A 21,455-nucleotide genomic window follows, 5' to 3' on the forward strand; every position below is an offset into this window, starting at 1 on the left:
ATGTAGTGATTCCTGTGCGTAGTCAACTGAACACGCTTCGCGCTAAGGTTCCGGCCACCGTCTCACGATCGCGGCCGCGTCCCCCATGGCGGCCGCAGAAAGGCCCCAGGGTCATGACGAAGTCCCCCCGCCTCGCGGCCGTGTCCGTGCTGACCGGCGCGCTCCTGTCCGTCTCCCCGATGACGCCGTCTCAGGCCGGCGCGGCGCGCCCCGCCGGCGGAGCGGCCGGCCCGCGCGCGTCCGACGCCGCCCCCTCGGACGCCGCCCCCGGCCGCATGCTCCCCGACGGGCCCACCGGCCACGTGCGGCGGGCACCCCTTCCGGACCTGGACACCGGACGCCCGCGCCCGGCACCCGTCCCGGACCTGGGCACCACCGGCCCGGCGGTCCACCCGATGGCGGCCTCCCGCACGGACCGGGAGCGGCTCCTGCGGTGGTGGACGCCCGCCCGCATGCGCCGGGCCCACCCGCTGGACACCCTGATCGCGCCGGCGGCCGCGCGCCGGCCCGTCCCCGGCGGGCGCCCCGCCGGGACGCCGGCATCGGCGCCGTCCACCGGCGCGGCCTGGACCTCCGGCGGCAGGGTCACCCAGACCACCGGGCGCGTCTTCTTCACCTACTCCGGGCGCCCCGCGTCCTGCTCGGGTAACGCGGTGGCCGGCGCCAACCAGAGCACGGTGATCACCGCGGGGCACTGCGTCCGGCTCGACGGCGCCTGGCACACCGACTGGGTGTTCGTCCCCGGCTACCACGACGGCCAGGCGCCGTACGGCAAGTGGACGGCCGCGCGCACGCTCACCACCCCCCAGTGGGAGGCCCACGAGGACCTCGACTACGACGTGGGCGCCGCGACCGTCGATCTCCTGGGCGGCCGGACGCTGACGAGCGTCGTCGGCGGTCAGGGCATCGCCTTCAACCAGCCGCGGCACCGGCGGATGTACGCCTTCGGCTATCCCGCCCAGGCGCCGTACGACGGGTCGAGGCTGGTCTACTGCAGCGGCCGGGCCAAGGACGACACCAAGAGCCACGATGTCGGACTGACCTGCGACATGACCGCCGGATCGAGTGGCGGTCCCTGGTTCCTCGGCTTCGACGCGCGGACCGGCGCCGGCACGCAGAACTCCCTCAACTCCTTCAAGTACGACGCGGATCCGAACGAGATGTTCGGGCCGTACTTCGGCGCCGCCGTCAAGGCCCTCTACGACAAAGCACAGAACACCTGATCGGGGGCGGGGCTTTACTTCAAGTCATCATGTCGCCACCAAGGGTCATGCAGACTTATCGACCATGTCCAAGGCCGCGCGCATCACCTACGCCGTGTCCACCGCCGGTGCCCTCCTCGGCACGCTCGGCGCCGGGGCCCTCCGGACCGGGCCGGGCGTGGCGGGGGTGTCCGACCACGTCATCACCGCCGGCCGGTCGGCGACCCTGCGGTACTGGACCGTCCAGCGCATGACGCGTGCGCGCACCCCTCCTGAGCGGACGCTGCGACGGCCGGGGGCCGCCCGCGCGCCGGAGACCCCGCTCGGGGCGGCCGGCGCCCTGCCTCCGGCCCGGCACACCGCCCAGGGCGGCCCGGACCTGCCCTGGATCTCACCCGGCGCGGTGCGCGCCACCACGGGGAAGGTGTTCTTCACCATTAATGGAGCCGACTACGTGTGCTCGGCCGGCACGGTCAACGGCGCCAACCACGACCTCGTCATCACCGCCGGCCATTGCGTCCAGGACGTCGCCGGCGTCTGGGCCCGCAACTGGGTGTACGTGCCCGGGTACGACCATGGACTCCGGCCGTACGGCGCGTTCACCGCCCGGCGCATGTTCGTGCCCAGGTCGTGGTCGGGACGCCACGACGAGAATCACGACGTCGCCGTGGTCGCGCTGGCCACCGCCGGCGGCCGCCACGTCACCGACGTGGTCGGCGCCCAGAACGTCGCGTTCGACCAGGCCCGGGGCACCGTCGTCTACGGTTTCGGGTACCCCACGGGCGGACGTTACGACGGTGAGCGGCTGGCCTACTGCAACGGACGCACCCATCCGGACGCCCACCGCCTCACTCAGGACCAGGGGCTGCGCTGCGACATGTCCGAGGGCGCGAGCGGCGGTCCGTGGCTGGCCCGGTTCGACGCCCGGACCGGCGTCGGCGTGGTCACCTCGGTCAACAGCTTCAAGTACTCCGACGACCCGGCGACGATGTACGGCCCCTACTTCGGGGCCTCGGTCCGCCGGATCTACGAGGAGGCCCAGCGGGCGTGAACACGAAACCACCGTCGCGGCGGCGACGGATTCCCTACTCTGACCCGGCATGACCCATAGTCCCCGCGTGGAAGTGGTCGAGGCGTCCTTCGACGACCCGATCGTGACCGGCCTGCACGTCGAGCAGGCGGCCGAGTTGGCAGCCCGGTTCGGCGTGGCCGCCGACCGCCCCTCGCCGGGCGCGCCGGGAACGGCATTCCTCGTCGCCCGCGAACGCGAACGCGCGGCGCCGATCGGCTGTGTCGGGCTGCGCTGGGTCAGTGCCGGAGACGGGTCCGCCGATCAGGCCGCCGAGGTCGGGCACGTCTACGTACGGCCGGAGTACCACGGCTTCGGTGTGACCCGGCTGCTGCTGCGGGCGGCCGAGGACCTCGCCCGGCGGCGCGGGTGCCGGAGCGCCCGCCTCAAGGCCGCCGACCTGCGCGACGCAGCGCTGTACGAGTACAGCGGGTACGTCCGCATCGCGCCGTTCGACCCGCACCCCGTCCGGAGCATCTGCTTCGAGAAGAGACTGCGGGCCGAGACCGGCCGCTGACGGGCTCGGGCGGCCACCCCGGGCCAGGCCCGCCCGCCGGCCGGCGCGGAGGAGAGCCGACCGCCGACCGGATCGGGCGGACACCGCGGCCCCGTACCGGCCGCCGGAGGCTCAGGCGGACTCGCGGATCGCGACACGGGCGTGGAGGCGCCGGAGCGGTCTCGGCAGCCACCAGTTGGCCCGGCCGAGGAGCCGCATCGTCGCGGGCACGAGCAGCGCCCGTACGAGGGTGGCGTCGACCACCACGGCGACGAGCAGCCCGACGCCGATGAGCTTGATGAAGGAGACGCCCGAGGTCGTGAACGCGGCGATCACGACCGCGAGCAGGAGGGCGGCGTTGGTGATGATCCGGCCGGTGCTCTGCAACCCGGAGGCCACCGCACCGGTGTTGTCCCCTGTACGCTGCCACTCCTCGCGGATCCGGCTGAGCAGGAACAGCTCGTAGTCCATCGAGAGCCCGAACGCCACGGCGAGGATGAGCACGGGCTGGGACGCCTCCACGTTCCCGGTGGAGGTGAAGCCGAGCGCGCCCGCGAGGTGCCCGTCCTGGAAGCCCCACACCATCACGCCGAACGCGGCGCTCAGTGACAGCGCGTTCATGACCAGCGCCTTGAGGGGCAGGAGGATCGATCCCAGCGCCGCGAACAGCAGCGCGAACGTCACCACGCCGACGAACAGCGCCGCCCGTGGCAGAACGTGGCCGAGGCTGCTCAGCAGGTCCGTGAGCTGGGCCGTCTCCCCTCCGGCGTACGCGGTGCCCGGCGCGGGCAGGGTCCGGATCCGCCGGACCACGGCGCGGGCGGCGCCGGACTGCGGGTCGCCGTCGAGCCGCACGGCGACGAGGGCCGCGTCCCGGCCGGTGTCGGTGACCTCCGCTCCCGTGACGCCGGGCACGCCGCGCAGGCGGCCGAGGTAGGCGTCTACCTGCGGGCGCGGCACGCCGCCGGTGACCACGACGTCGATGGGGGCCGGTCCGCCGCGCGCGAAGTCCCGGTCGAGGGCCGTGGCCACTGTACGGCCCTCGGCGCCGCCCGGCAGCGCGCGGACGTCCACGCTCCCGAAGCGGATCCCGAGGAAGGGCGCGCCGAGCGCGAGCAGCACGATCGTGACCCCGACCGCGTACGCCACGGGCCGGCGCATGACGCTGTGCGCGAGCCGGAACCATGCTCCCCGCCCCTCCCGGTCCGCGCGCCGCCTCGGCAGCACGCGCAGCGCGTCGACCCGGCGGCCGAGGACCGCGAGCAGCGCCGGCAGGAGCGTGAGGGCGGCCACCATGTCGACGAGCACGACCGCGATGCCGCCGAGGCCCATGGACCGCAGGAACATCTGGGGGAACAGGAGGAGGCCGCCGAACGCGATGGCGACCGTGATGCCGGAGAACCCGACCGTGCGGCCGGCCGTCGCCATCGTCCGGGTGAGCGCTTCGCGTTCGGAGTTCGTACGGCCGAGTTCCTCACGGAAGCGCGTCACGATGAACAGGGAGTAGTCGATGGCCAGGCCGAGCCCGAGCATGGTGATGATGTTGACGGCGAAGGTCGACACGTCGGTGGTCATGGTGGCCACGCGCAGCGCGGTGAAGGCGCCGAGGATGGCGACGACGCCGATGGCGAGCGGGAGCAGCGCGGACACGACACTGCCGAAGATGACCACGAGCAGCACCAGAAGGATCGGCATCGAGATCATTTCGGCCCGTGCCAGGTCCTTGGAGGTCTGCTCATGCAGCTGGCTGTTGACGGCGACGGTGCCGCCGCGCAGGGTGGTCAGGCCCGGCGCGGCGAACGCGTCCCGGATCTTGTCGTACGTCTTGACGCGCGCGGGCACGTCGGCGCCGCTCAGCCGCACGGCGGCGTACGTCGCGTGGCGGTCCCGTGACACGAACGCCGGCGACCCGGTGCTCCAGAAGGTCGTGATGCCCCGGACCTGGTCGCGGGGCAGCCGCGCGAGGGTTCCGGTCACGGCGTCGCGGAACGCCGGGTCGTCCACCGTGCGCGACGCGCTCTGGTAGAGCACGACCAGGTCGCCGGCGGGCGGGCCGATCCGTTCGTTGATGAGCGCGGTGGCGCGGGCCGACTCCGAGTGCGGGTCCTCGAATCCGCCGCTTTTGAGCGAGCCGAAGACCTGGGTGCCCCAGACGGCGGCGATGACGACGAAGACGGCGGCCGCGGCCAGCACCCACCGGTGCCGGTGGTGGATCAGGCGGCCGGATGACTCCAGCATGGGTCCGCTCCCCGAGATAGTGTGACGACGGCGGTCACTTGAGTGAACGCCGTTAACGTGAACACCGTAAACGGAAGCACACGTCGTTAACTACCGTCAAGGAGAGTCGTGACGACCCGCCGCGAACGCCTTCGCGAGGCCACCGTGCGTGAAATCCAGGAAGCGGCGCGTCAGCAGTTGCGGGCCAACGGTCCCGGAGGCATCTCCCTGCGGGCCATCGCCCGCGACATGGGCATGACGGCCCCCGCGCTCTACCGCTACTACGCGAGCCTGGACGACCTCGTCAGGGCCATGATCGAGGAGTACAAGGACGAGATCGGCGTCGCGCTGGAGACCGCCCGGGACTCGGTGCCCGCCGACGACCTCGGCGGCCGACTCGCCGCCGCCGCGCGGGCGTTCCGGCGCTGGGCGCTGGACCATCCGCCGGAGTTCACGATGGTCTTCGGCGCTCCGCCGCCGGGCTACGAGCCGCGGGAGGACGGCGGCGTGCCGTCGACGGGTGGTTTCGGCGGCATCTTCTTTGCGTTGATGGCCGAACTGTGGCAGCGCGAGCGGTTCCCCGTTCCGGCGGACGAGGACATTCCGGCCGAACTACGCGGACACCTCCAGCACTTCGCCGCGTCCTGCGGTCTCGACCGCGCCGGGCTCCCCCTCGGCCTGATCCGGCTCTTCGCCGGCTGCTGGGTCCGGCTGTACGGGCTCGTCGCGATGGAGGCGTTCGGGCACGTTCACTTCATGCTCGACGACGCCGAGCCGCTCTTCGAGGCGGAGCTCGCCGACATGGCCGCGAGCCTTGGCATCGGACCGCTCCTACCGCCCGGTCACAGCCCTTCGGCGAGCGCCGCCCAGAACGCCGCCTCGTAGGCGTGCAGCAGGCGGGCCGCCCGCAGCGCCTCCCGCGGATCCTCACCCGCCGCGAGGCCCTTCTCGATGACGGCGGTCGCCTGGGCGGTGAAGCCGGGCGGCGGAACGGCGAAGTACCGGAAGAAGGCCACGGCCTCGTCGGTGAGGCCGTAACGCGCCGTCAGGGCGTCCGCCGCCCGTCCGCAGTAGGCACCCCACTCCTGGAGGTTGGCCAGCATCGCGAGGGCGAGACCGCTGCGCGTGCCGGACAGCGCGCTCCACGCGAGGTAGGCCGGGTAGGCCTGCGCGAGCGGACGAGGCTCGTACGCGCGCAGGTCCTCCTCGGTCCAGCCGAGCGCGGCGGCGAACCCCGTGAGGAGCCCCAGCGCGGTGCCCTCACCGCCCGCCAGCGCCAGGAACAGGTCGCCCGCCGGCGGCTCGGGGAACCGCGCGGCGAAGAGCGCGAAGCTGCGGCGGTCGCTGCGCACGATGTGCCACTGCTCCCCCGCCAGCCAGGTCAGCCGCTCGCGCGGCACCGCCGCCACCTCCAGGAGCTCGAGGAAGCGGTTGTCCTCCGGCGGGTTGTCGTCGCGGGCGCGGCGGACGAGCTCCTCGGCGTCGGTCATGCCTTCAAGGCCAGCACGCGGGGCCACTCCCGTCAATCGGAACCGGCCACCCGCTCCGCCGGGCCGGTCGTGGGAGGCGCCTCGGCGCCGCCGGCCGCGGCAGGCTGGTGCTGCCGGCCGTCGAGACCGAGACGCTCGCGGATCTCCCGCTGCACGGCCTCGGGGGCGCTGCGGGCGTCGACGACGAAGACGTACTCCTTGCGCCGGAACAGCTCCAGGACCGGGTCGGCCTTGTCGTGGTAGTCCCGCAGGCGGGCCGCGAGCGCCTCAGGGGTGTCGTCCTCCCGGGTGACCAGTTCGCCGCTGCAGACGTCGCAGCGACCGGCGCGTTTCGGACGGTCCTCGATGAGGTTGTAGTCCATACCGCAGACGGAGCAGAGCCGCCTCGACAGGACCCGGCGGCGGACCTCCGAGTCCGGCAGGTCGAGGTGGATGACACCGTCGATGTCGTAGCTCTCCAGGAAGAACTCGGCCTGGCGCCGGCTCCGCGGGAACCCGTCGACGATGAAGCCGTAGTTCCAGTCGTGCTGCTCGAGGCGGTCGCGCACGATGCGCTCGACCAGGTCGTCGCCGACGAGCTGCCCGGCCGCCATGACCCGGCGCACCTGCGCCCCGATCTTCGTATGCTGCTTGACGTGCCATCGGAAGATGTCGCCGACGCTTATCTGCACCAGGTCGAAGTCTCGAGCCAGCATGTCGGCCTGGGTGCTCTTGCCGCTTCCCGGGACGCCCATGATCACGTACTTCCGCATCGTCAGCAGAATGGCACAGGTCACACTCCGCTGTCAGCCCGGATGCGAATGGACACGCCGACCGGAGTTCCGGCCAACACCCACGACAGTTGAGTGCTGACCAAAACCCGGGGCTAATCCCGGAGAATCGTATGCGCCCGGCAATTCTCCGAGGCTTTGCCCCTCCTTGTGGGTTCCCACACGTACGCCTCACCAGCACACCGATAGAAATAGGAGCCGAACGGAGCCGAGGAGTTGGGGGGACGTCATGGCCCGTTCCACACCGACATTCGATCCGGAGGGTCTCACCCTCGAGCAGTGCTGGGGCGAGGCGTGCGTGATCTGCCACAAGAAGTGGCCCCGACCACGCATCCACGTCGGCCGACTGCCCGACGACTCTCGTGTGTTCGCCTGCGACGACTGCGCTCCGGCGCTGCGCATCCCGGTCCAGCAGACGCGGGGCCGGCGCGCGAAGATCAGGGCCTAACCGGAAAAGGAGCGTCCCGGGTCCGGGGGGAGCCCGGGACGCCCGATGAGAGACGCGCGCTCGGCGGGGGGGGGGGGGGGGGGGGCCGTGCGCGCGTCTCCTCGTCTCACGAGCCGCCGCCGTGGTTCGGGCACCCGCCCTCCCGCCTCCTCCGGCGGCGCGAGCGCCCGGCACGGCACCGGGGTCACCGGCGGGCGGTCTGCCAGGCGCGGGTCCAGTCGGCGTAGTCCGTACAGCCCTCGCCGCCCTTGCCGCAGTCCTTCGCCGGCGTACGAGAAAAGATGATCTTGTTGAGGTACGCCCGGTCGCCGACGTGATAAGCGGTGCAGAACTGCGGGCGCAACCGGTCGTGGCCGCACGCCTCGGGGTTGGCCGGCGCGACGCCGTACCACTCGGCCACCTGCTGCTGCACCTCGGGAGAGCTCACCCAGTTCAACCACTGGTACATGCAGTTCGGATGGTCCCCCCGGGCACCGATCATCCAGGCGTCCATCCAGCCGGTGACGCCCTCCCGCGGCGTCACCCCGGCGACCGAGCGACCGCTCCGGCTGAGCACGTCGACCTGGTACGGCCAGGCCTGGGCCAGCGCGGCCCGCCCGTCGGCGAACGGGGCGATGGCGTCCGACGGGTTGCGCCAGTACGTGCTGACGTACGGATGCTGCTTCTTGATCACAGAGGCGGCCGCGGCGAGCTGCCTGGCGGTCAGCGCGTACGGATCCTTGATGCGCAGCTTCGGGTCGTGCGCCTTGAGGTAGAGGGCGACGTTCCCGAGCGTCAGCGGGCTGTCGCGCACCACGAGGCGGCCGGAGTACTTCCCGGCCTCCGCCGGGTCGAACAGCGCACCCCAGCTGTCCGGCGCCGGGCGCACGACCCGCTGGTCGTACATGAGGAGGTTCGCGCCCCAGGTGAACGGCACGCCGTAGGGCTTGCCGGCCTTGGTCAGCTGCGCGCGGAGGACGGGTTCGAGGTCCTTGTAACCGTCGATGAGGTCGGGGTTGACCGGGACGACCTGGTGGTCCGCCACGAGCTGCCCGGCGATCTCCGGAGGCGCCGCGACGCCGTCGTAGTGGAGGTTCGGCTTGGACATCAGCTGCAGCATCTCCTGCGGATCGGCCGCGTACTTGAGGTCCACCCGGCACCGGGTCTTCTTCTGGAACGGCGTTATCCAGTCGACCCGTGGATCGTTGGAGCCGTCCTCGGCGTAGCCGCTCAACGTCAGGAGGGCGACCGAGCCCTCACCCGGCCCCAAGGTGTCGGCCGCCCGGACGACCTCCTGTTTCACGTGGTGGCCGCCGTCTCCGCTGCAGCCTGCCAGGCCGAGCACGGCGGCCAGCACGGTGGCCCACACGGCTGCCGCGCGCCGTCGTGATCGCCTCATGCCGCTCCTGTCTCATCGCGAACACATCTGCGGCGAGCGTAACGACCTGAGTGCGCCGGTGCCGACCGGACCCACGAGGTAAGGGCCTGTCCTGGACCTCCCGTCCGCGGGACGGCGGGGTTCCGAGGCAGGCCCTCCGGGAAATGGAGGTCCGGGCAACCGTGCCGGGGGCTACACGGTTGCCCGGACTCCCTGCGGCCTCAGGAGAGCGCCCCTCTGCAAGTCACGCCTGTCACGGAGGTGTTGGAGGGGGAGGCGGCGTGACTGGCAAATGCTCGCCTGAGACCGCGGCTTCGGTGCGGCCGGTCGTGTCGCGGACGGCGGGTCATCGGAACGGGCCACCGGGCCTGGAGGCCGCGGGAAGCCTGCTCCGCGCCGCGCCCGGGGACGGGCCGCCGCTCTGGTAGGGGACTCGCGGGCGCGCCTTGAGCGCCTCTATGGACTCGACCAACTCCTTCACGGTCGGAGCCTCGATGAACTCACCCGGCTCCCGGTCGTGCGGGGGAAGCGCCCACCAGTGTCCGGTGGCCTCGCCGAACCAGATCGTCCACTCCGGGTAGCGCGCCGCCAACACGGCGAGCAGTGAGAACGGCGTCTGGTCGGGCGAGTCGTCGGCAGACATGGGGTGCTCCCTGGTGACCGGGGAACTTCTGAAGTTTGCGCCAACAGCTATCGACAGGTCGAGTGTGTCGTATGCCACAGAGCAGGTCAAGGGCTGCAGCTAGTATTTGTAGTTTTGCCTGTCAAACAGCCGGGTTAGTGCGAACCAATACCCCACCGTCGGCGCCGTGACCTTTCACGATCGATCGGCATGCCGGCACACCCGGAGCGCGCCGTAGATGATCTTGTGCAACCCCCGCGGATCGACCCCTCGGCCCATGGTGACCCACCCTGCCGCCGGAGGCCACCCTCCGCCACCCCGCTTAGACCTTCAGGTGACAGGACTCCGTTTACATACCGACCGGAAATCCCTTAGTGCGCGAATTGGATTCACGATGCAAGCGTCCGAATTTCCCACCTGGCACCGCAAAGGGCATGCGCCGCTTTTCTCCCCCAATAACGGCATATGGGCACGAGCCACCCCTGGGACGGCGGCCGGTGGACGGGAGGTGACCGCACCCGCCGGGACGGGCGCGGTCACCTCTCCGTCAGGTCACCCGTTGGTGGGGAAGCCCAGGTTCACGCCACCGTGGGAGGGATCCAGCCACCGCGAGGTGACGACCTTCCCGCGCGTGTAGAAGTGCACGCCCTCCGTGCCGTGCATGTGCGTGTCCCCGAACAGCGAGGCCTTCCACCCGCCGAACGAGTAGTAGGCCATCGGCACCGGGATCGGGACGTTCACACCGACCATCCCGACCTCGACCTCGTTGCAGAACCGCCGGGCCGCGCCACCGTCGTTCGTGAAGACGGCGGTGCCGTTGCCGTACGGGTTGGCGGCGATCAGCTTCATGCCGCTCTCGTACGACGCCGTCCGGACGACCGACAGGACGGGACCGAAGATCTCATCCCGGTAGCAGTCCATCTCGGGCGTCACGTGGTCCAGGACCGTCGGCCCCAGCCAGAAGCCCGACCCGTCCGGCAGTTCGTGCTCGCGCCCGTCGACGGCCAGCGTGGCACCCTGCGCGGCACCACCGTCGAGGTAGGACGTGACCTTGTCGCGGTGCGGCCCCGTGATCAGCGGGCCCATCTCCGAACGGTCGTCGTCGCCGGGGCCGACCGTCAGCCTCGCCACCCGCTCCTTGATCTTGGCGACGAGCTCGTCGCCGACCGGGTCGACCGCGACGACCGCCGAGATCGCCATGCACCGCTCCCCCGCCGAGCCGAACCCGGCGGAGACCGCCGCGTCGGCGGCCAGGTCCAGGTCGGCGTCCGGCAGCACCAGCATGTGGTTCTTCGCGCCGCCGAGGGCCTGCACCCGCTTGCCGTGCGCCGTGCCCGTCTCGTACACGTACCGCGCGATCGGGGTCGAGCCGACGAAGCTCACCGCGCGTACGTCGGGGTGGGTGAGCAGCGCGTCCACCGCGGTCTTGTCCCCGTGCACCACGTTGAACACCCCGTCGGGCAGCCCGGCCTCCCGCCACAGCTCGGCGAGGAGGAGCGAGGCCGACGGGTCCTTCTCCGAGGGCTTGAGCACGAAGGTGTTCCCGCAGGCGATGGCGAGCGGGAACATCCACATCGGCACCATCGCCGGGAAGTTGAACGGTGTGATGCCGGCGACGACGCCCAACGGCTGGCGGATGGAGTAGGAGTCCACCCGGGTGGAGACGTTCTCGGAGTAGCCGCCCTTCAGCAGGTGCGGAATCCCGCAGGCGAACTCGACCACCTCGAGACCGCGGGACACCTCCCCCGCCGCGTCCGCCCGTACCTTGCCGTGCTCGGACGTGATCAGCGCGGCCAAGTCGTCGCGGTGCCGGGCGACGAGCTCACGAAAGGCGAACAGCACGTTCGCGCGCTTGGTGAGCGACGCGTCCCGCCACGCCGGGAACGCCTCGCGTGCCGCGGCCACGGCCCCGTCCACGTCCTCGGCCGACGCGAAATCGACCCGGCCGCTCACCTGCCCGGTCGCCGGGTCGTAGACGTCGCCGTACCGCTCCGCCGTCCCCGTCCAGGGCTTGCCGCCGATCCAGTGCGTGATCCGCTTCATGCGATCGCCTCCAGCGCGTCGACGAGGATGCCGAGGCCTTCCCTGCCCTCGTCCTCGGTCAGCGTGAGCGGTGGCGCCATGCGCAGCGTGTTGCCGTACAACCCGCCCTTGCCGATGAGCAGGCCCCGGGCCTTGGTCTCCTCCAGCATCCGCGCGGCGAGTTCCGGCTCGGTCAGCTCGATCGCGAACATCAGGCCCTTGCCGCGCACCTCGGTGACGTACGGCATGCGGGCGGCCGCCTCGCGCAAGCCGTCGATGATCTGCCCGCCGACCTTGGCCGCGTTGGCCTGCAGGTCGTGATCGAGGATGTAGTCGAGCGTCGCGTTGGCGGCGGCGGTGGAGATCGGGTTGCCGCCGAACGTCGACAGGCCGGTCGCGTGCAGCGAGTCCATCAGCTCGCGGCGCGCCACGAGACCGCCGATGGCGAAGCCGTTGCCGAGCCCCTTGGCGAAGGTCATCATGTCCGGCGTCACGCCGTGGTTCTGGATGCCCCAGAAGCTCTGGCCGGTACGGCCCCAGCCGGTCTGCACCTCGTCGGCGATGAACAGGATGCCCTGCTCGGCGAGGACCTCCTGGTACGCCGCGTAGAGTCCGTCCGGCGGGCAGGTGTACCCGCCGACGCCCTGGATCGGCTCGGCGATCACGGCGGCCACGTCGCCGGCCGTGACGGTGGCAAGGGTGTGCCGCAGGTCCTCCACGCACACCGTGATGTAGTCCTCGTCCGACAGGCCGCGGAACTGCGGGAGGTGCCGGTCCCCGCCATGCAGGAAGTACACGCTGAGCGGGGAGAGCGCGTTGTTCTTCCACGTGCGGTTACCGGTGACCGAGATCGCCCCGAACGACCGGCCGTGGTAGCTCTGCCGCATGGCGAGGATCTGGTTGCTCTTGCGCGCGTACGTCGCGAGCAGCAGCGCCGTCTCGTTCGCCTCGGTGCCGGAGTTGGTGAAGAACACCTTCGCATCGTCGATGCCGGAGAGCCGGGCGATCTTCTCGGCGAGCTCCACCTGGCCGCGCATCAGGTAGAGCGTCGAGGTGTGCACGACTCCGGTGCGGAGCTGCCGCTCGACCGCCTCGCGTACCTCGGCGAGGTCATAGCCGAGCGTGTTGGTCACGATACCGGCGAAGAAGTCCAGGTAGGAACGGCCGTCCGCGTCGGTGACACGGCTGCCCTTCCCGCCGACGATCTCGATCGGCTCGTCGTAGTAGAGGGCCATCCAGTTCGGCATGACCGCGCGATGGCGTGCAAGCAAGTCCGACATGACACGAGTCTTCCCGCTGACCCCCCGAACGCACCAGCCAGCAGAGTGTCAGCACCCGCCCGCCACAACTGGCAACCTGTCGGCCGCCCACCCCTCGACGGGACCTACACATGTTAATGTATGCACATGATGACCCATCGCCTTCAGCTGCTGCTCGACGAGGAGCGGTACGAACGGGTCAGCGCGCTCGCCCGTCAGCGGCAGGTCTCCGTCGCCACGGTGATCCGAGACGCGATCGACCGCGGCCTGCCGGCGGCGCCGAGACGGCGGTCCGCCGCCGCCAAACGGATCCTCTCAGCCGACCCCATGCCCGTAGGCGACGTAAATGAGCTGGTCGCCGAGTTGAACGAGCTCCGCGGGCGCACAACATGATCGTGCTCGACACCACCGTGCTCGTGTACGCGGTGGGAGCCGACCATGAACTTCGATCTTCCTGCCGGGACCTCGTCCAGGCCATCGCCGACGGCGAGATTCGGGCGACGACGACCGTCGAGGTGATCCGGGAGTTCACCCATGTCCGAGCGCGCCGCCGCACGCGAGAAGACGCCGCCGAACTCGCTCGTGACTACATCGAGCTGCTCTCCCCGCTTCTCATCGTCGAAGAACCGGACCTACGAGAGGGACTGCGGCTCTACACGGAGGGAACCCGCTTGGGAGCGTTCGACGCCGTGCTGGCCGCGGCGGCCCACTCGGTGGGTGCCGAGGCACTCATCTCCGCCGACGCCGCGTTCTCCTCGATCGCCAGCCTCAATCACGTCTTCCCCGACAAGAAGGGGATCGCATCGATCCTCGGCTCCGGCTGAGGAAATTCACAGCTCGTTGAGGCGTCGGGCGAGACGGAAGTCGTACTCCGTCAGGCCGCCCGCGACGTGCGTGCTCTGCGTCAGGGTGACCCGGTTCCAGCGGATCGTGATGTCCGGGTGGTGGTTCAGCTCCTCGGCGACCTCCGCCACCCGGTTGACGAACACCATCGCCTCCTTGAAGTCCGCGAACGTCAGGGTCTTGACGATCGCGTCCTCGGCGAGTTCCCAGCCGGGGACCGTCGCCAGCTCGCGGTCGATCGCGTCGGCGTCCATCCGCTCCATCGGGTACCTCCTCACGTCGGCGTTTGCATAGCATCACAGATGTGCTGCCCACTCTGGCCGACGTCCTGCGACTCGACGCGGTCCGGCGGGGCGAGCCGCGGATCGTCGCCGGCGCGGACCACCTCGACGCCCGTGTCCGCTGGGTTCACTCCGCCGAGGTCACCGACATCGCCCATCTGCTGCGCGGTGGTGAGCTGGTGCTCACCACCGGCATCGCGCTGCCGGACGACCCGCAGCGCCTGCGGGCGTACGTCGCCGACCTCGCCGAGGTGGGCGTCAGCGGCCTGTTCGTCGAGCTCGGCCGCAAGTACGCGCGCACACTGCCCGACGCGCTGGTCGCCGCGGCCGAGGAGCACGGCCTCCCGCTGATCGCCTGGGCGCGGGAGACCCCGTTCGTCGACGTGACCGAGGCGGTGCACGCCCGGATCATCGACGCGCAATTGGCCGAGCTGCGCGCCTCGGAGAAGCTGCACGAGGTCTTCACCCAGCTGTCCGTCGACGGCGCGCCGCCGGCCGAGGTGGTCCGCCAGGTGGCCGGCCTCGTCGGGCGCCCCGTGGTCCTGGAGAATCTCGCCCACCAGGTCCTCGCCGCCGAGCTGGCCGGCTCCGACCCGGCCGAGCTGCTGACCGGCTGGGAGACCCGTTCGCGGTCCGTACGCCCCAAGGAACGCACGGCCTACGACGAGTCCTCCCGGTGGCTGGTCACCGTCGTCGGCGCGCGCGGCGAGGACTGGGGGCGGCTCATCATCACCTCGATGGACCCGCCCTCGCCCCGCGACGTCGTCCTCATCGAGCGGGCTGCGACGACCCTCGCCCTCGGCCGGCTGCTCGACCGGCACGCCGAGAGCCTCGAACGCCAGGCCCACGGTTCGATCATCAGCGGCATCCTCGCGCACGCGTACGCCGACCCGCAGGAGGCCGCGGCCCGTGCCCGCGCCCTCGGCATCCCCCTCACCGGCCGCCGCCTGCTCGGGATCGTGGTGCTCCCCCGCCCGCCGGCCCCGTCCACCCCTCCGCCGGCGCTCGGCCTGGCGAACGGCGGACCGGCGGCGGCATCGGTCACGGACCTGGCCGAGGCGACGGCCGCCGCCTGCCGCGAGGCGAACCTGTCCGCTCTCGTCGGCGCCCTCGACGAGAGCTCACCGCAGGCCAGGGTCGGCGTGCTGGCCTCCCTGCCCTCCCGAGCCGCCGAGGACGACGTCCTGTGCGAGGTGGCGCAACGGCTCCGCGCCCACCACTGCGGACCGGCGCCGGCGGGCCGCGCCCGTACGGCGGCCGGCCGCCCGGCGCAGGCACGCGGCGGGGCGGAGGCGTTCGTCATGGCGGTGGGGTCGACCGTCGAGTCCGTACGCGACGTCCGCCGGTCGTTCCTGGAGGCCGAGCAGGTCGCCGACGTCGCCGCCGGGCGCAACGACGGCCGGCTGTTCTACCGCCTGCCCGACCTGCGGCTCCGCGGCCTGCTGCACCTGCTGCGCGAGGACGCGCGGCTGCAGACGTTCACCGAGCGGGAGCTCGGCCCGCTGCTCACCTACGACGCGCAGCGCGGCAGCGACCTCGTCCACGTGCTCGGTGTCTACCTCGGCAGCGGCCGCAACAAGGTCCTCGCCGCCCAGCGAGCCCACCTGTCCCGGCCCGCGCTGTACGAACGGCTACGCCGCATCGAACGCGTGCTCGGCGCGGACCTCGAGGACGTCGAGTCATGCGCGTCCCTCCACGTCGCCCTGCTCGCCCTGGACGCCCTCCGCAAGGACCGCACCTGACCTCCCGCACGCCTGAGACCGATCCCGGTCACCCGACGAACCTCGCGTGCGAACGGGCACTGCCGAGCACCCCGGTGCGTCGTAGATACGGAAGGACTCGTTCCGACGCGAGGTGACCATGGACGCCCTCCCCACCGGACAGCGCTCACCGTGGACATACGACATCGCCGGCCCAGTACGTCGCGCATCACGGCCTGCCGCGATCGTCTCCCTCGCCGTGGTCTGGCGCTCATTACGCTGTCACCGCTCGCACTCGAATTCATCGCCGACAGGCGTCACGTCGACTGGACTCGGCTGGGTAACGTCGGCCAGGCGTATGGAGCGATATCGGCGATCCTCAGTGCCTTCGCGCTGGTCGCCGTCTCCATATCACTCGCCCTCCAGGCGAAGGAGAGCCTGGCGAACAGGCGACAGGTCAACCGCAGTATTCACATGAGGTTGGCGGAGCTCGCCATGAGCGACCCGGTCTACATGCAGTGCTGGGGACCCGGAGCCGACAGGATGCCGCACGATGAGAGCCGACGCGCTCAGTTCTTGAACCTCATGGTCTCGTTCTGGTACATGCAGTGGGAGTTGCGGGACATATCCGACGAAGGCCTGAGGTCGATGGCCGCCGACAATCTCTTCCACACCGAAGCCGGGCGGAGATTCTGGCTCGACCAACGAGAGCGGTGGACGGCCAATTCAGTCGGGTCTCGACTGAACAGATTCCGCGAAGTCCTGGATGAGGCCTTGGCCTCGGCGCTCCAGACCGCACTGGGCGACCAGGCTAAGCAGCGCTTGAACGAGAGAACGACCAGAATGGAGACCTACCGCGCGGCCGGAGTGATCGCCGCCGCGTCGACCGCCACGGCGGCGTGTCTCCTCGCCCGCCGTCTCATGCGCGGTCGGAGGCTCCGATGACTCGCGCCCCTTTCGCATCCTGCGAGGAGCCGTGCACCGCACCGCACTCGCGACGGCGAACGCGATGCGAAATCACGGCAAGGCGCCGTGATATTCACACGACTCCTTGCCGGATCCCGTTACTTCGCCGGAGGGCTACCCAGGGTTGTGCAGTCGGCAGCCACTCCGTCGATCCAGGTCACTTCGACGCAACCGCTCGAGGCGTTGCTTCGTAGGGACTTCCGCCAGCTAGGGGTCGGTTTATCGGTCATCCAGCCCTTCCTTGGTTTCTTCTTCCGCCAGTCGGCGGAGCATGGTGGCCGAGTCGACGATGCCGAGCGCCTCGGCGACGAGATGATCGAAGACGCGCGAGTAGGCATCGACGTGTGCGGGGTCCTCCACATAGAGGGCTGCGTTGAGCGCTTCGATGTAACCCACATCCGGCATGAAACGCTCGGGGAACTCCAGGATCGCGAAGGTGCCCTCCACGCCTGGGTGGGCGCCCGCCCGGTGCGGGAGGACCTGGATGGTGACGTTGGGAAGCTCGGCCATCTCGACCAGGCGGGCATATTGAGCTCGCATCACTCTCGCCCCACCGATCATCCGGCGCAGGGTGTTCTCATCGATGACGCACCACAACTGCAGCGGCGGGTCCCGTTCGGTGAGCAACGCCTGCCGGTTGAGGCGGACCTCGACCCTCTGCTCGACCTGGGAGTCGGAGGCGAGCTGCATGAGACCGGCACGGATGACCTCTCGCGCGTAGTCCTCGGTCTGCAGCAGGCCGTGGACGACCAAGGCGTCGTAGCAGTGCAGTGAGCGTGCATCGGCCTCCAGAGCGATGTAGGTGGCGTAGGCGGCGGGCAGGGTGTCGGTGTAGCGATGCCACCAGCCGCGCTCGCGGGCGTCGCGGGCCAGCTCGACGAGGTCGTCGCGGTGGCGGCCGTCCACCTTGTAGACGTTGAGTAAGCGTTGCAGCTCGGCGGGCTTGATCCGGCGGACGGCGGTCTCCACCCGGCCGAGCGTCGCGCGGCTCCAGCGCAGCCGCTCGGCCGCCTGGTCGAGGGTCAGTCCGGTCTGTTCGCGAAGACGGCGCAACTCGATCGCGATGCGGCGTTCGCGGATCGTAGGGGAAGGATCCGGCACGCACCCAGTGTGACGATGTCACTTACTGCGAGCAATCGATTTCGGATAGTTACTGCGAAGTAGATTGTGAGAATTCTCAGTGAATCACTTGCGCGCACACGCAGCGGAGACGCACTATGCGTAAGAACGCGAACACGCCATGTGATCGAGGGAGTGGCAGGACGTGGACACGGCGGTGAACCGCAGGCGCGTCCCGGCGCCGGCGGTTTGAGCCCGCCGCCCGGCCGGCTCGGGCCGTCCCCGGTCCGCCCGGCGCGTCCCGTGTCGGACTCCCAGAGCCGGGGGAGATCGCGCGTGATCCCCGGCCCTCGGCACTCAGCCCATTCGACGGGAGGGCGCACCACCGTGACCGCCATGCTCCACGAGACGACGCCGACCGCATTCACCGCCCCGATGTGCTGGCGGCGCACCTTCCCCGGCCGCCCCGACCAGGCACGCTGCGTCCGCCGTTTCGTGGCCTTTCTCCTGGAGGACTGCCGGCAGGCCGACGACGCAGTTCAGGCCGTGGCCGAGCTGGCCGGGAACGCCCTCATCCACACCCGCTCCGGCCGGCCCGGCGGCTCGTTCGTCGTCGAGGTCCGCCGAGGTGAGGGCTGCCTGGCGGTCTCCGTGACCGACCAGGGCGGCTCACTGGACGACAGCGGCCCCCACCGGAGACGGCACGACGACCTGGCCGAGAACGGCCGCGGGCTGCCAATCGTCGCGGACCTCGCCACCCGCGTCAGGTGGACCGGCGACCCGGAGCACGGCCACACGGTGACCGCCATCTTCGCCTGATCGGCCTGCCGTCCGATTCACGGCCCTGCCCGGTCCGATTCTACGCACGGTCCGCTTTCACGCCCCGGTCCGCTTTCACGCACGGCGCGCGCCGGAGATCGAGGGGAGCCGCGCAGGCCCGATCACTTGGCGGCGGGGACCAGTTCCGTCTCCGGTGCCGGTGCCTTCTCGACGGACTCCGGCCGGCGACGCTGCCAGGGCATGGCGAGGGCCAGGAGCGCGATGACCGCGACCGAGCTCATCGCCCACCATTCGTGGTTCTCCCACCAGCCGGTGTCGTCGAACTGCGTCAGGTAGATGTACCCCGTGCCCGCCCACACGGCGGCCAGGGCCATCGCGGGCCGGCTCCACCGGGTCGGCCGCGCGCACAGGAACGGCACGAACCACATCAGGTACTGTGCGCCCATCCGCGGGGTGACGAGCATGAACGCCAGGAGGATCGCGGAGGTCTGGTCGATGCGGTCGGCCCGCCACCACAGCCACATCACCAGCGCGATGGTGCTGTAGAGGATGATCTGGCCGACCTTGGCGGCCGTCGGGGCCAGGGTCCAGTCACCGCCCGTCATCCAAGCGGTCCAGCCCCATTCGCCGACGATGGGACGCACCTCGCCGAGGTACCGCGCGACGTCGAGCATGTTGGACCAGCTGGAGCTCACCACGAGGGGAAGGGTCGCGAGGAAGAAGACGGGGACGGCACCGGCTGCGACCAGCCCGTACAGGCGTTGCCGCCACGTGGGCAGGATGGCGAGGACCACCGGGAGAAGGATGATCGGCCAGCTCTTCGCCGACAGCGCGAACCCGAACATGGCGCCCGCCCAGGCGCCGTTCAGGCCGGTCCCGCCGTTCTCGGCGCCGTCGCGCGCCGACCGCGCGAGGAGGTAGGCGCCGACGAGGAAGACCAGGGAGATCGGCTCGACCTGCCCGTGGATGACGGCGATCATGAGGGCGATCGGGTTGCAGGCGTACTGCAGCCGCGCCGACGCGGCGTGTTTCCGCCCGGCGAGACGGCCGACCAGGACGATCAGCACGACGTCCGCGATGAGAGTGCAGACCCGACCGGCGATCTCCCACGGGAGGCCGGTGGCCAGCGCGAGCGCGTAGAAGTAGGGGATCATCGGCAGGAAGTGCCAGGATCCCTGACTCGCCAGCACGGGGTCCTGGTGGTGCAGGATCGCCCGGCCGGCCGCTCTGAACCCCTCGTTGTAGTCGACGGGCTGCCAGGAGTCGCTCGACGCGGAGATCAGCAGGATCAGCCGCAGCGCGATGCCGATCGCCAGAACGACGGGCAAGGACGGCCGCCAGCGGCGCCAGTGCCCCACGGCGGCCAGGATCACGCCTGCGACCAGGACAAATGCTGTGAATTCCGGATGGTCCATTGCTAGCCAAGACTCTCACATGCCGAGGCCGTTACCACGCCCGGCCCAGGTACTCACAGCGAACTCTCAGCTTCCCTTGACCTTGACGGCCCCTCCTCCCCACCGTCGCCCTGACCCGCAGCCTGACCACGGCGGTGACCGGATCGCGATCTTCAGTGCCGACCAGCTCCGTTACCGCCTGACGTTCGATTGGTCCGCCTTGACCGATTCTGGACTTACGTTTGACCTTGCGACTTTTGACTTGGTTTGTGAAGATCTGCGCAGGCCAGGTAATCGGATCTCGACCCCGCCCGGGCGGCCCTCACCGCCCGTGAGCCGAGCGCCATTGCCACGCCGTCCCTCGGGCACGCCACCGGGGCGCGCCCGCCACCCCTGAGGGAGGCTCGTGTGAGATTCACTGCTCCTCGGCGCGCTGGACTCGTCGCGGCAGCCGCCACGCTCATCGGCGGCTCTCTTCTCGCCACGTCGGCCCAGGCGTCCGTCTCGCAGCCGGATCCGTCGCACCTCGCCACGAAGCTGGCCCAGAAGCTGGGCTCCCGCTCCGCCGGCTCGTACCTCGACCGGTCCACGAAGAAGCTCGTGGTGACGGTCAGCTCCAAGTCGGACGCCACCGCCGTACGCCAGGCCGGCGCCGTCCCGAAGATCGTGCCGTTCAGCGGCGCGCAGCTCCAGAAGGCCATCGACGTCCTCGACCACACGGCCAAGATCCCCGGCACCGCGTGGGGCGTGGACCCGACCACCGACCAGGTCGTCCTTTCCGTCGACACCTCGGTCACCAGCGACAGGCTCGTCAAGGTCACCTCCGCGGCCCAGCAACTGGGTAGCGCGGTCCGGATGGAGTACGTGCCCGGCGTCTTCCACCTCGACGGCTCCGGCGGTGACGCCATCTACAGCGGTGGGTACCGCTGCTCCCTGGGCTTCAACGTCGTCAGCGGCAGCACCTACTACTTCCTGACCGCCGGGCACTGCGGCAACATCGGATCGGCCTGGTACAGCAACTCCAGCCTCACCACGAGGATCGGCACCCGCCGGGCCAGCAGCTTCCCCGGCAACGACTACGCGATCATCACCTACGCCAGCGGCGTCTCCCACCCGGGAACGGTCGGCAGCGTGGACATCACCTCGGCCGGCAACGCGGTCGTCGGCCAGTCGGTGACGCGCCGCGGCAGCACCACCGGCATCCACTCCGGTACCGTCACCGCGCTCAACCAGACGGTCAACTACTCCGAGGGCACCGTCAGCGGCCTGATCAGGACGACGGTCTGCGCCGAGGGCGGCGACAGCGGCGGTCCGCTGTACTCCGGCGGCACGGCGCTCGGCCTGACCTCCGGTGGCAGCGGCAACTGCACCTCTGGCGGCACGACCTACTTCCAGCCGGTCACCGAGGCGCTCTCGGCGTACGGAGTGAACGTCTACTGATCTGTTCTCACCGATCCCCGCTCGCGGGCCCCCGGAAGCG

21 protein-coding genes are annotated in these 21,455 nt (G+C 70.6%); 11 read left to right on the plus strand and 10 right to left on the minus strand.

The genetic code is table 11. The features are described from left to right. The first annotated feature begins 113 nt into the window (after positions 1-113). The 3 genes from NE235_RS26825 to NE235_RS26835 all read left to right on the plus strand — a co-directional run bounded on the left by NE235_RS26825 (position 114) and on the right by NE235_RS26835 (position 2,788). Complete coding sequence (locus NE235_RS26825; protein ID WP_252807838.1) at positions 114-1,223, plus strand: trypsin-like serine peptidase; 1,110 nt, start codon at positions 114-116, stop codon at positions 1,221-1,223. 64 nt (positions 1,224-1,287) lie between these two features. After that, positions 1,288-2,253: a trypsin-like serine peptidase gene (locus NE235_RS26830; RefSeq protein ID WP_252807840.1), complete on the plus strand. Its 966-nt coding sequence runs from the start codon at positions 1,288-1,290 to the stop codon at positions 2,251-2,253. Between the two features lie 49 nt (positions 2,254-2,302). Next, on the plus strand, positions 2,303-2,788 hold the full coding sequence (locus tag NE235_RS26835; protein ID WP_252807842.1) for a GNAT family N-acetyltransferase: 486 nt from the start codon (positions 2,303-2,305) through the stop codon (positions 2,786-2,788). 111 nt (positions 2,789-2,899) lie between these two features. On the opposite strand, the gene NE235_RS26840 is transcribed toward NE235_RS26835, so the two are convergent. Next, positions 2,900-5,005, minus strand: coding sequence for an MMPL family transporter (locus tag NE235_RS26840; protein ID WP_252807843.1), 2,106 nt, complete (start codon positions 5,003-5,005; stop codon positions 2,900-2,902). Positions 5,006-5,113: 108 nt separating this feature from the next. Between NE235_RS26840 and NE235_RS26845 the strand changes: the two genes are divergently transcribed. After that, on the plus strand, positions 5,114-5,869 hold the full coding sequence (locus NE235_RS26845; protein WP_252807845.1) for a TetR/AcrR family transcriptional regulator: 756 nt from the start codon (positions 5,114-5,116) through the stop codon (positions 5,867-5,869). On the opposite strand, the gene NE235_RS26850 is transcribed toward NE235_RS26845, so the two are convergent. Continuing rightward, positions 5,827-6,474: a thiaminase II/PqqC family protein gene (locus NE235_RS26850; RefSeq protein ID WP_252807848.1), complete on the minus strand. Its 648-nt coding sequence runs from the start codon at positions 6,472-6,474 to the stop codon at positions 5,827-5,829. The genes NE235_RS26845 and NE235_RS26850 overlap by 43 nt on opposite strands. A gap of 32 nt (positions 6,475-6,506) precedes the next feature. Next, positions 6,507-7,226 (minus strand): adenylate kinase family protein, encoded by a 720-nt coding sequence (locus NE235_RS26855; protein WP_252807849.1) that lies wholly within the window; start codon positions 7,224-7,226, stop codon positions 6,507-6,509. A 247-nt stretch (positions 7,227-7,473) separates the two neighbouring features. Here NE235_RS26855 and NE235_RS26860 point away from each other — a divergent pair, with 247 nt between their 5' ends. Continuing rightward, positions 7,474-7,692, plus strand: coding sequence for a hypothetical protein (locus NE235_RS26860; RefSeq protein WP_252807851.1), 219 nt, complete (start codon positions 7,474-7,476; stop codon positions 7,690-7,692). Between the two features lie 184 nt (positions 7,693-7,876). Here NE235_RS26860 and NE235_RS26865 read toward each other — a convergent pair whose 3' ends face one another. The 4 genes from NE235_RS26865 to NE235_RS26880 form a co-directional block, all read right to left on the minus strand. Beyond that, complete coding sequence (locus NE235_RS26865) at positions 7,877-9,070, minus strand: extracellular solute-binding protein (protein WP_252807853.1); 1,194 nt, start codon at positions 9,068-9,070, stop codon at positions 7,877-7,879. 325 nt (positions 9,071-9,395) lie between these two features. Further along, a complete protein-coding gene (locus NE235_RS26870; protein WP_252776407.1) occupies positions 9,396-9,692 on the minus strand; it encodes a hypothetical protein in 297 nt (98 codons plus the stop codon). A 531-nt stretch (positions 9,693-10,223) separates the two neighbouring features. After that, complete coding sequence (locus tag NE235_RS26875; protein WP_252807855.1) at positions 10,224-11,714, minus strand: CoA-acylating methylmalonate-semialdehyde dehydrogenase; 1,491 nt, start codon at positions 11,712-11,714, stop codon at positions 10,224-10,226. Then, complete coding sequence (locus NE235_RS26880; protein WP_252807857.1) at positions 11,711-12,973, minus strand: aspartate aminotransferase family protein; 1,263 nt, start codon at positions 12,971-12,973, stop codon at positions 11,711-11,713. The genes NE235_RS26875 and NE235_RS26880 overlap by 4 nt, the downstream gene beginning before the upstream one ends. A 126-nt stretch (positions 12,974-13,099) precedes the next feature. On the opposite strand from NE235_RS26880, the gene NE235_RS26885 reads away from it, so the two are divergent. Then, positions 13,100-13,345 carry a ribbon-helix-helix protein, CopG family gene (locus tag NE235_RS26885; protein ID WP_252807859.1) on the plus strand — a complete coding sequence of 82 codons (246 nt, stop codon included), beginning with the start codon at positions 13,100-13,102 and terminating at the stop codon, positions 13,343-13,345. A gap of 2 nt (positions 13,346-13,347) precedes the next feature. Continuing rightward, positions 13,348-13,776, plus strand: a complete 429-nt coding sequence (locus tag NE235_RS26890) for a type II toxin-antitoxin system VapC family toxin (RefSeq protein ID WP_252807861.1) — start codon at positions 13,348-13,350, stop codon at positions 13,774-13,776. 6 nt (positions 13,777-13,782) lie between these two features. On the opposite strand, the gene NE235_RS26895 is transcribed toward NE235_RS26890, so the two are convergent. Further along, positions 13,783-14,058 carry a 4a-hydroxytetrahydrobiopterin dehydratase gene (locus NE235_RS26895; protein WP_252807862.1) on the minus strand — a complete coding sequence of 92 codons (276 nt, stop codon included), beginning with the start codon at positions 14,056-14,058 and terminating at the stop codon, positions 13,783-13,785. Positions 14,059-14,099: 41 nt separating this feature from the next. On the opposite strand from NE235_RS26895, the gene NE235_RS26900 reads away from it, so the two are divergent. Further along, positions 14,100-15,818 (plus strand): PucR family transcriptional regulator, encoded by a 1,719-nt coding sequence (locus tag NE235_RS26900; RefSeq protein ID WP_252807865.1) that lies wholly within the window; start codon positions 14,100-14,102, stop codon positions 15,816-15,818. A gap of 150 nt (positions 15,819-15,968) precedes the next feature. Beyond that, on the plus strand, positions 15,969-16,721 hold the full coding sequence (locus tag NE235_RS26905; protein WP_252807867.1) for a DUF6082 family protein: 753 nt from the start codon (positions 15,969-15,971) through the stop codon (positions 16,719-16,721). 240 nt (positions 16,722-16,961) lie between these two features. Here the strand turns inward: NE235_RS26905 and NE235_RS26910 are convergent, their stop codons facing one another. Next, positions 16,962-17,843, minus strand: a complete 882-nt coding sequence (locus NE235_RS26910) for a helix-turn-helix domain-containing protein (protein ID WP_252807869.1) — start codon at positions 17,841-17,843, stop codon at positions 16,962-16,964. A gap of 354 nt (positions 17,844-18,197) precedes the next feature. On the opposite strand from NE235_RS26910, the gene NE235_RS26915 reads away from it, so the two are divergent. Then, positions 18,198-18,620, plus strand: coding sequence for an ATP-binding protein (locus NE235_RS26915; RefSeq protein WP_252807871.1), 423 nt, complete (start codon positions 18,198-18,200; stop codon positions 18,618-18,620). Between the two features lie 122 nt (positions 18,621-18,742). On the opposite strand, the gene NE235_RS26920 is transcribed toward NE235_RS26915, so the two are convergent. Further along, the gene (locus tag NE235_RS26920) at positions 18,743-19,939 is read right to left on the minus strand and encodes a glycosyltransferase 87 family protein (RefSeq protein ID WP_252807873.1); all 1,197 of its coding nucleotides are present in this window, start codon (positions 19,937-19,939) and stop codon (positions 18,743-18,745) included. 444 nt (positions 19,940-20,383) lie between these two features. On the opposite strand from NE235_RS26920, the gene NE235_RS26925 reads away from it, so the two are divergent. Continuing rightward, positions 20,384-21,415, plus strand: a complete 1,032-nt coding sequence (locus tag NE235_RS26925; protein WP_252807875.1) for a S1 family peptidase — start codon at positions 20,384-20,386, stop codon at positions 21,413-21,415. Positions 21,416-21,455 lie beyond the last annotated feature (40 nt).

Origin of the sequence: Actinoallomurus spadix (assembly GCF_024055725.1) — a bacterium.
In the GTDB taxonomy this organism is placed as follows: Bacteria; Actinomycetota; Actinomycetes; order Streptosporangiales; family Streptosporangiaceae; genus Actinoallomurus; species Actinoallomurus spadix.

What these genes read in the sequence shown, in the direction of transcription:
- NE235_RS26825 (WP_252807838.1), top strand. Translation starts at nt 114, where the DNA reads ATGACGAAGTCCCCCCGCCTCGCGGCCGTGTCCGTGCTGACCGGCGCG.
- NE235_RS26830 (WP_252807840.1), top strand. Translation starts at nt 1,288, where the DNA reads ATGTCCAAGGCCGCGCGCATCACCTACGCCGTGTCCACCGCCGGTGCC.
- NE235_RS26835 (WP_252807842.1), top strand. Translation starts at nt 2,303, where the DNA reads ATGACCCATAGTCCCCGCGTGGAAGTGGTCGAGGCGTCCTTCGACGAC.
- NE235_RS26840 (WP_252807843.1), bottom strand. Translation starts at nt 5,005, where the DNA reads ATGCTGGAGTCATCCGGCCGCCTGATCCACCACCGGCACCGGTGGGTG.
- NE235_RS26850 (WP_252807848.1), bottom strand. Translation starts at nt 6,474, where the DNA reads ATGACCGACGCCGAGGAGCTCGTCCGCCGCGCCCGCGACGACAACCCG.
- NE235_RS26855 (WP_252807849.1), bottom strand. Translation starts at nt 7,226, where the DNA reads ATGCGGAAGTACGTGATCATGGGCGTCCCGGGAAGCGGCAAGAGCACC.
- NE235_RS26860 (WP_252807851.1), top strand. Translation starts at nt 7,474, where the DNA reads ATGGCCCGTTCCACACCGACATTCGATCCGGAGGGTCTCACCCTCGAG.
- NE235_RS26865 (WP_252807853.1), bottom strand. Translation starts at nt 9,070, where the DNA reads ATGAGGCGATCACGACGGCGCGCGGCAGCCGTGTGGGCCACCGTGCTG.
- NE235_RS26870 (WP_252776407.1), bottom strand. Translation starts at nt 9,692, where the DNA reads ATGTCTGCCGACGACTCGCCCGACCAGACGCCGTTCTCACTGCTCGCC.
- NE235_RS26875 (WP_252807855.1), bottom strand. Translation starts at nt 11,714, where the DNA reads ATGAAGCGGATCACGCACTGGATCGGCGGCAAGCCCTGGACGGGGACG.
- NE235_RS26880 (WP_252807857.1), bottom strand. Translation starts at nt 12,973, where the DNA reads ATGTCGGACTTGCTTGCACGCCATCGCGCGGTCATGCCGAACTGGATG.
- NE235_RS26885 (WP_252807859.1), top strand. Translation starts at nt 13,100, where the DNA reads ATGATGACCCATCGCCTTCAGCTGCTGCTCGACGAGGAGCGGTACGAA.
- NE235_RS26895 (WP_252807862.1), bottom strand. Translation starts at nt 14,058, where the DNA reads ATGGAGCGGATGGACGCCGACGCGATCGACCGCGAGCTGGCGACGGTC.
- NE235_RS26915 (WP_252807871.1), top strand. Translation starts at nt 18,198, where the DNA reads ATGCTCCACGAGACGACGCCGACCGCATTCACCGCCCCGATGTGCTGG.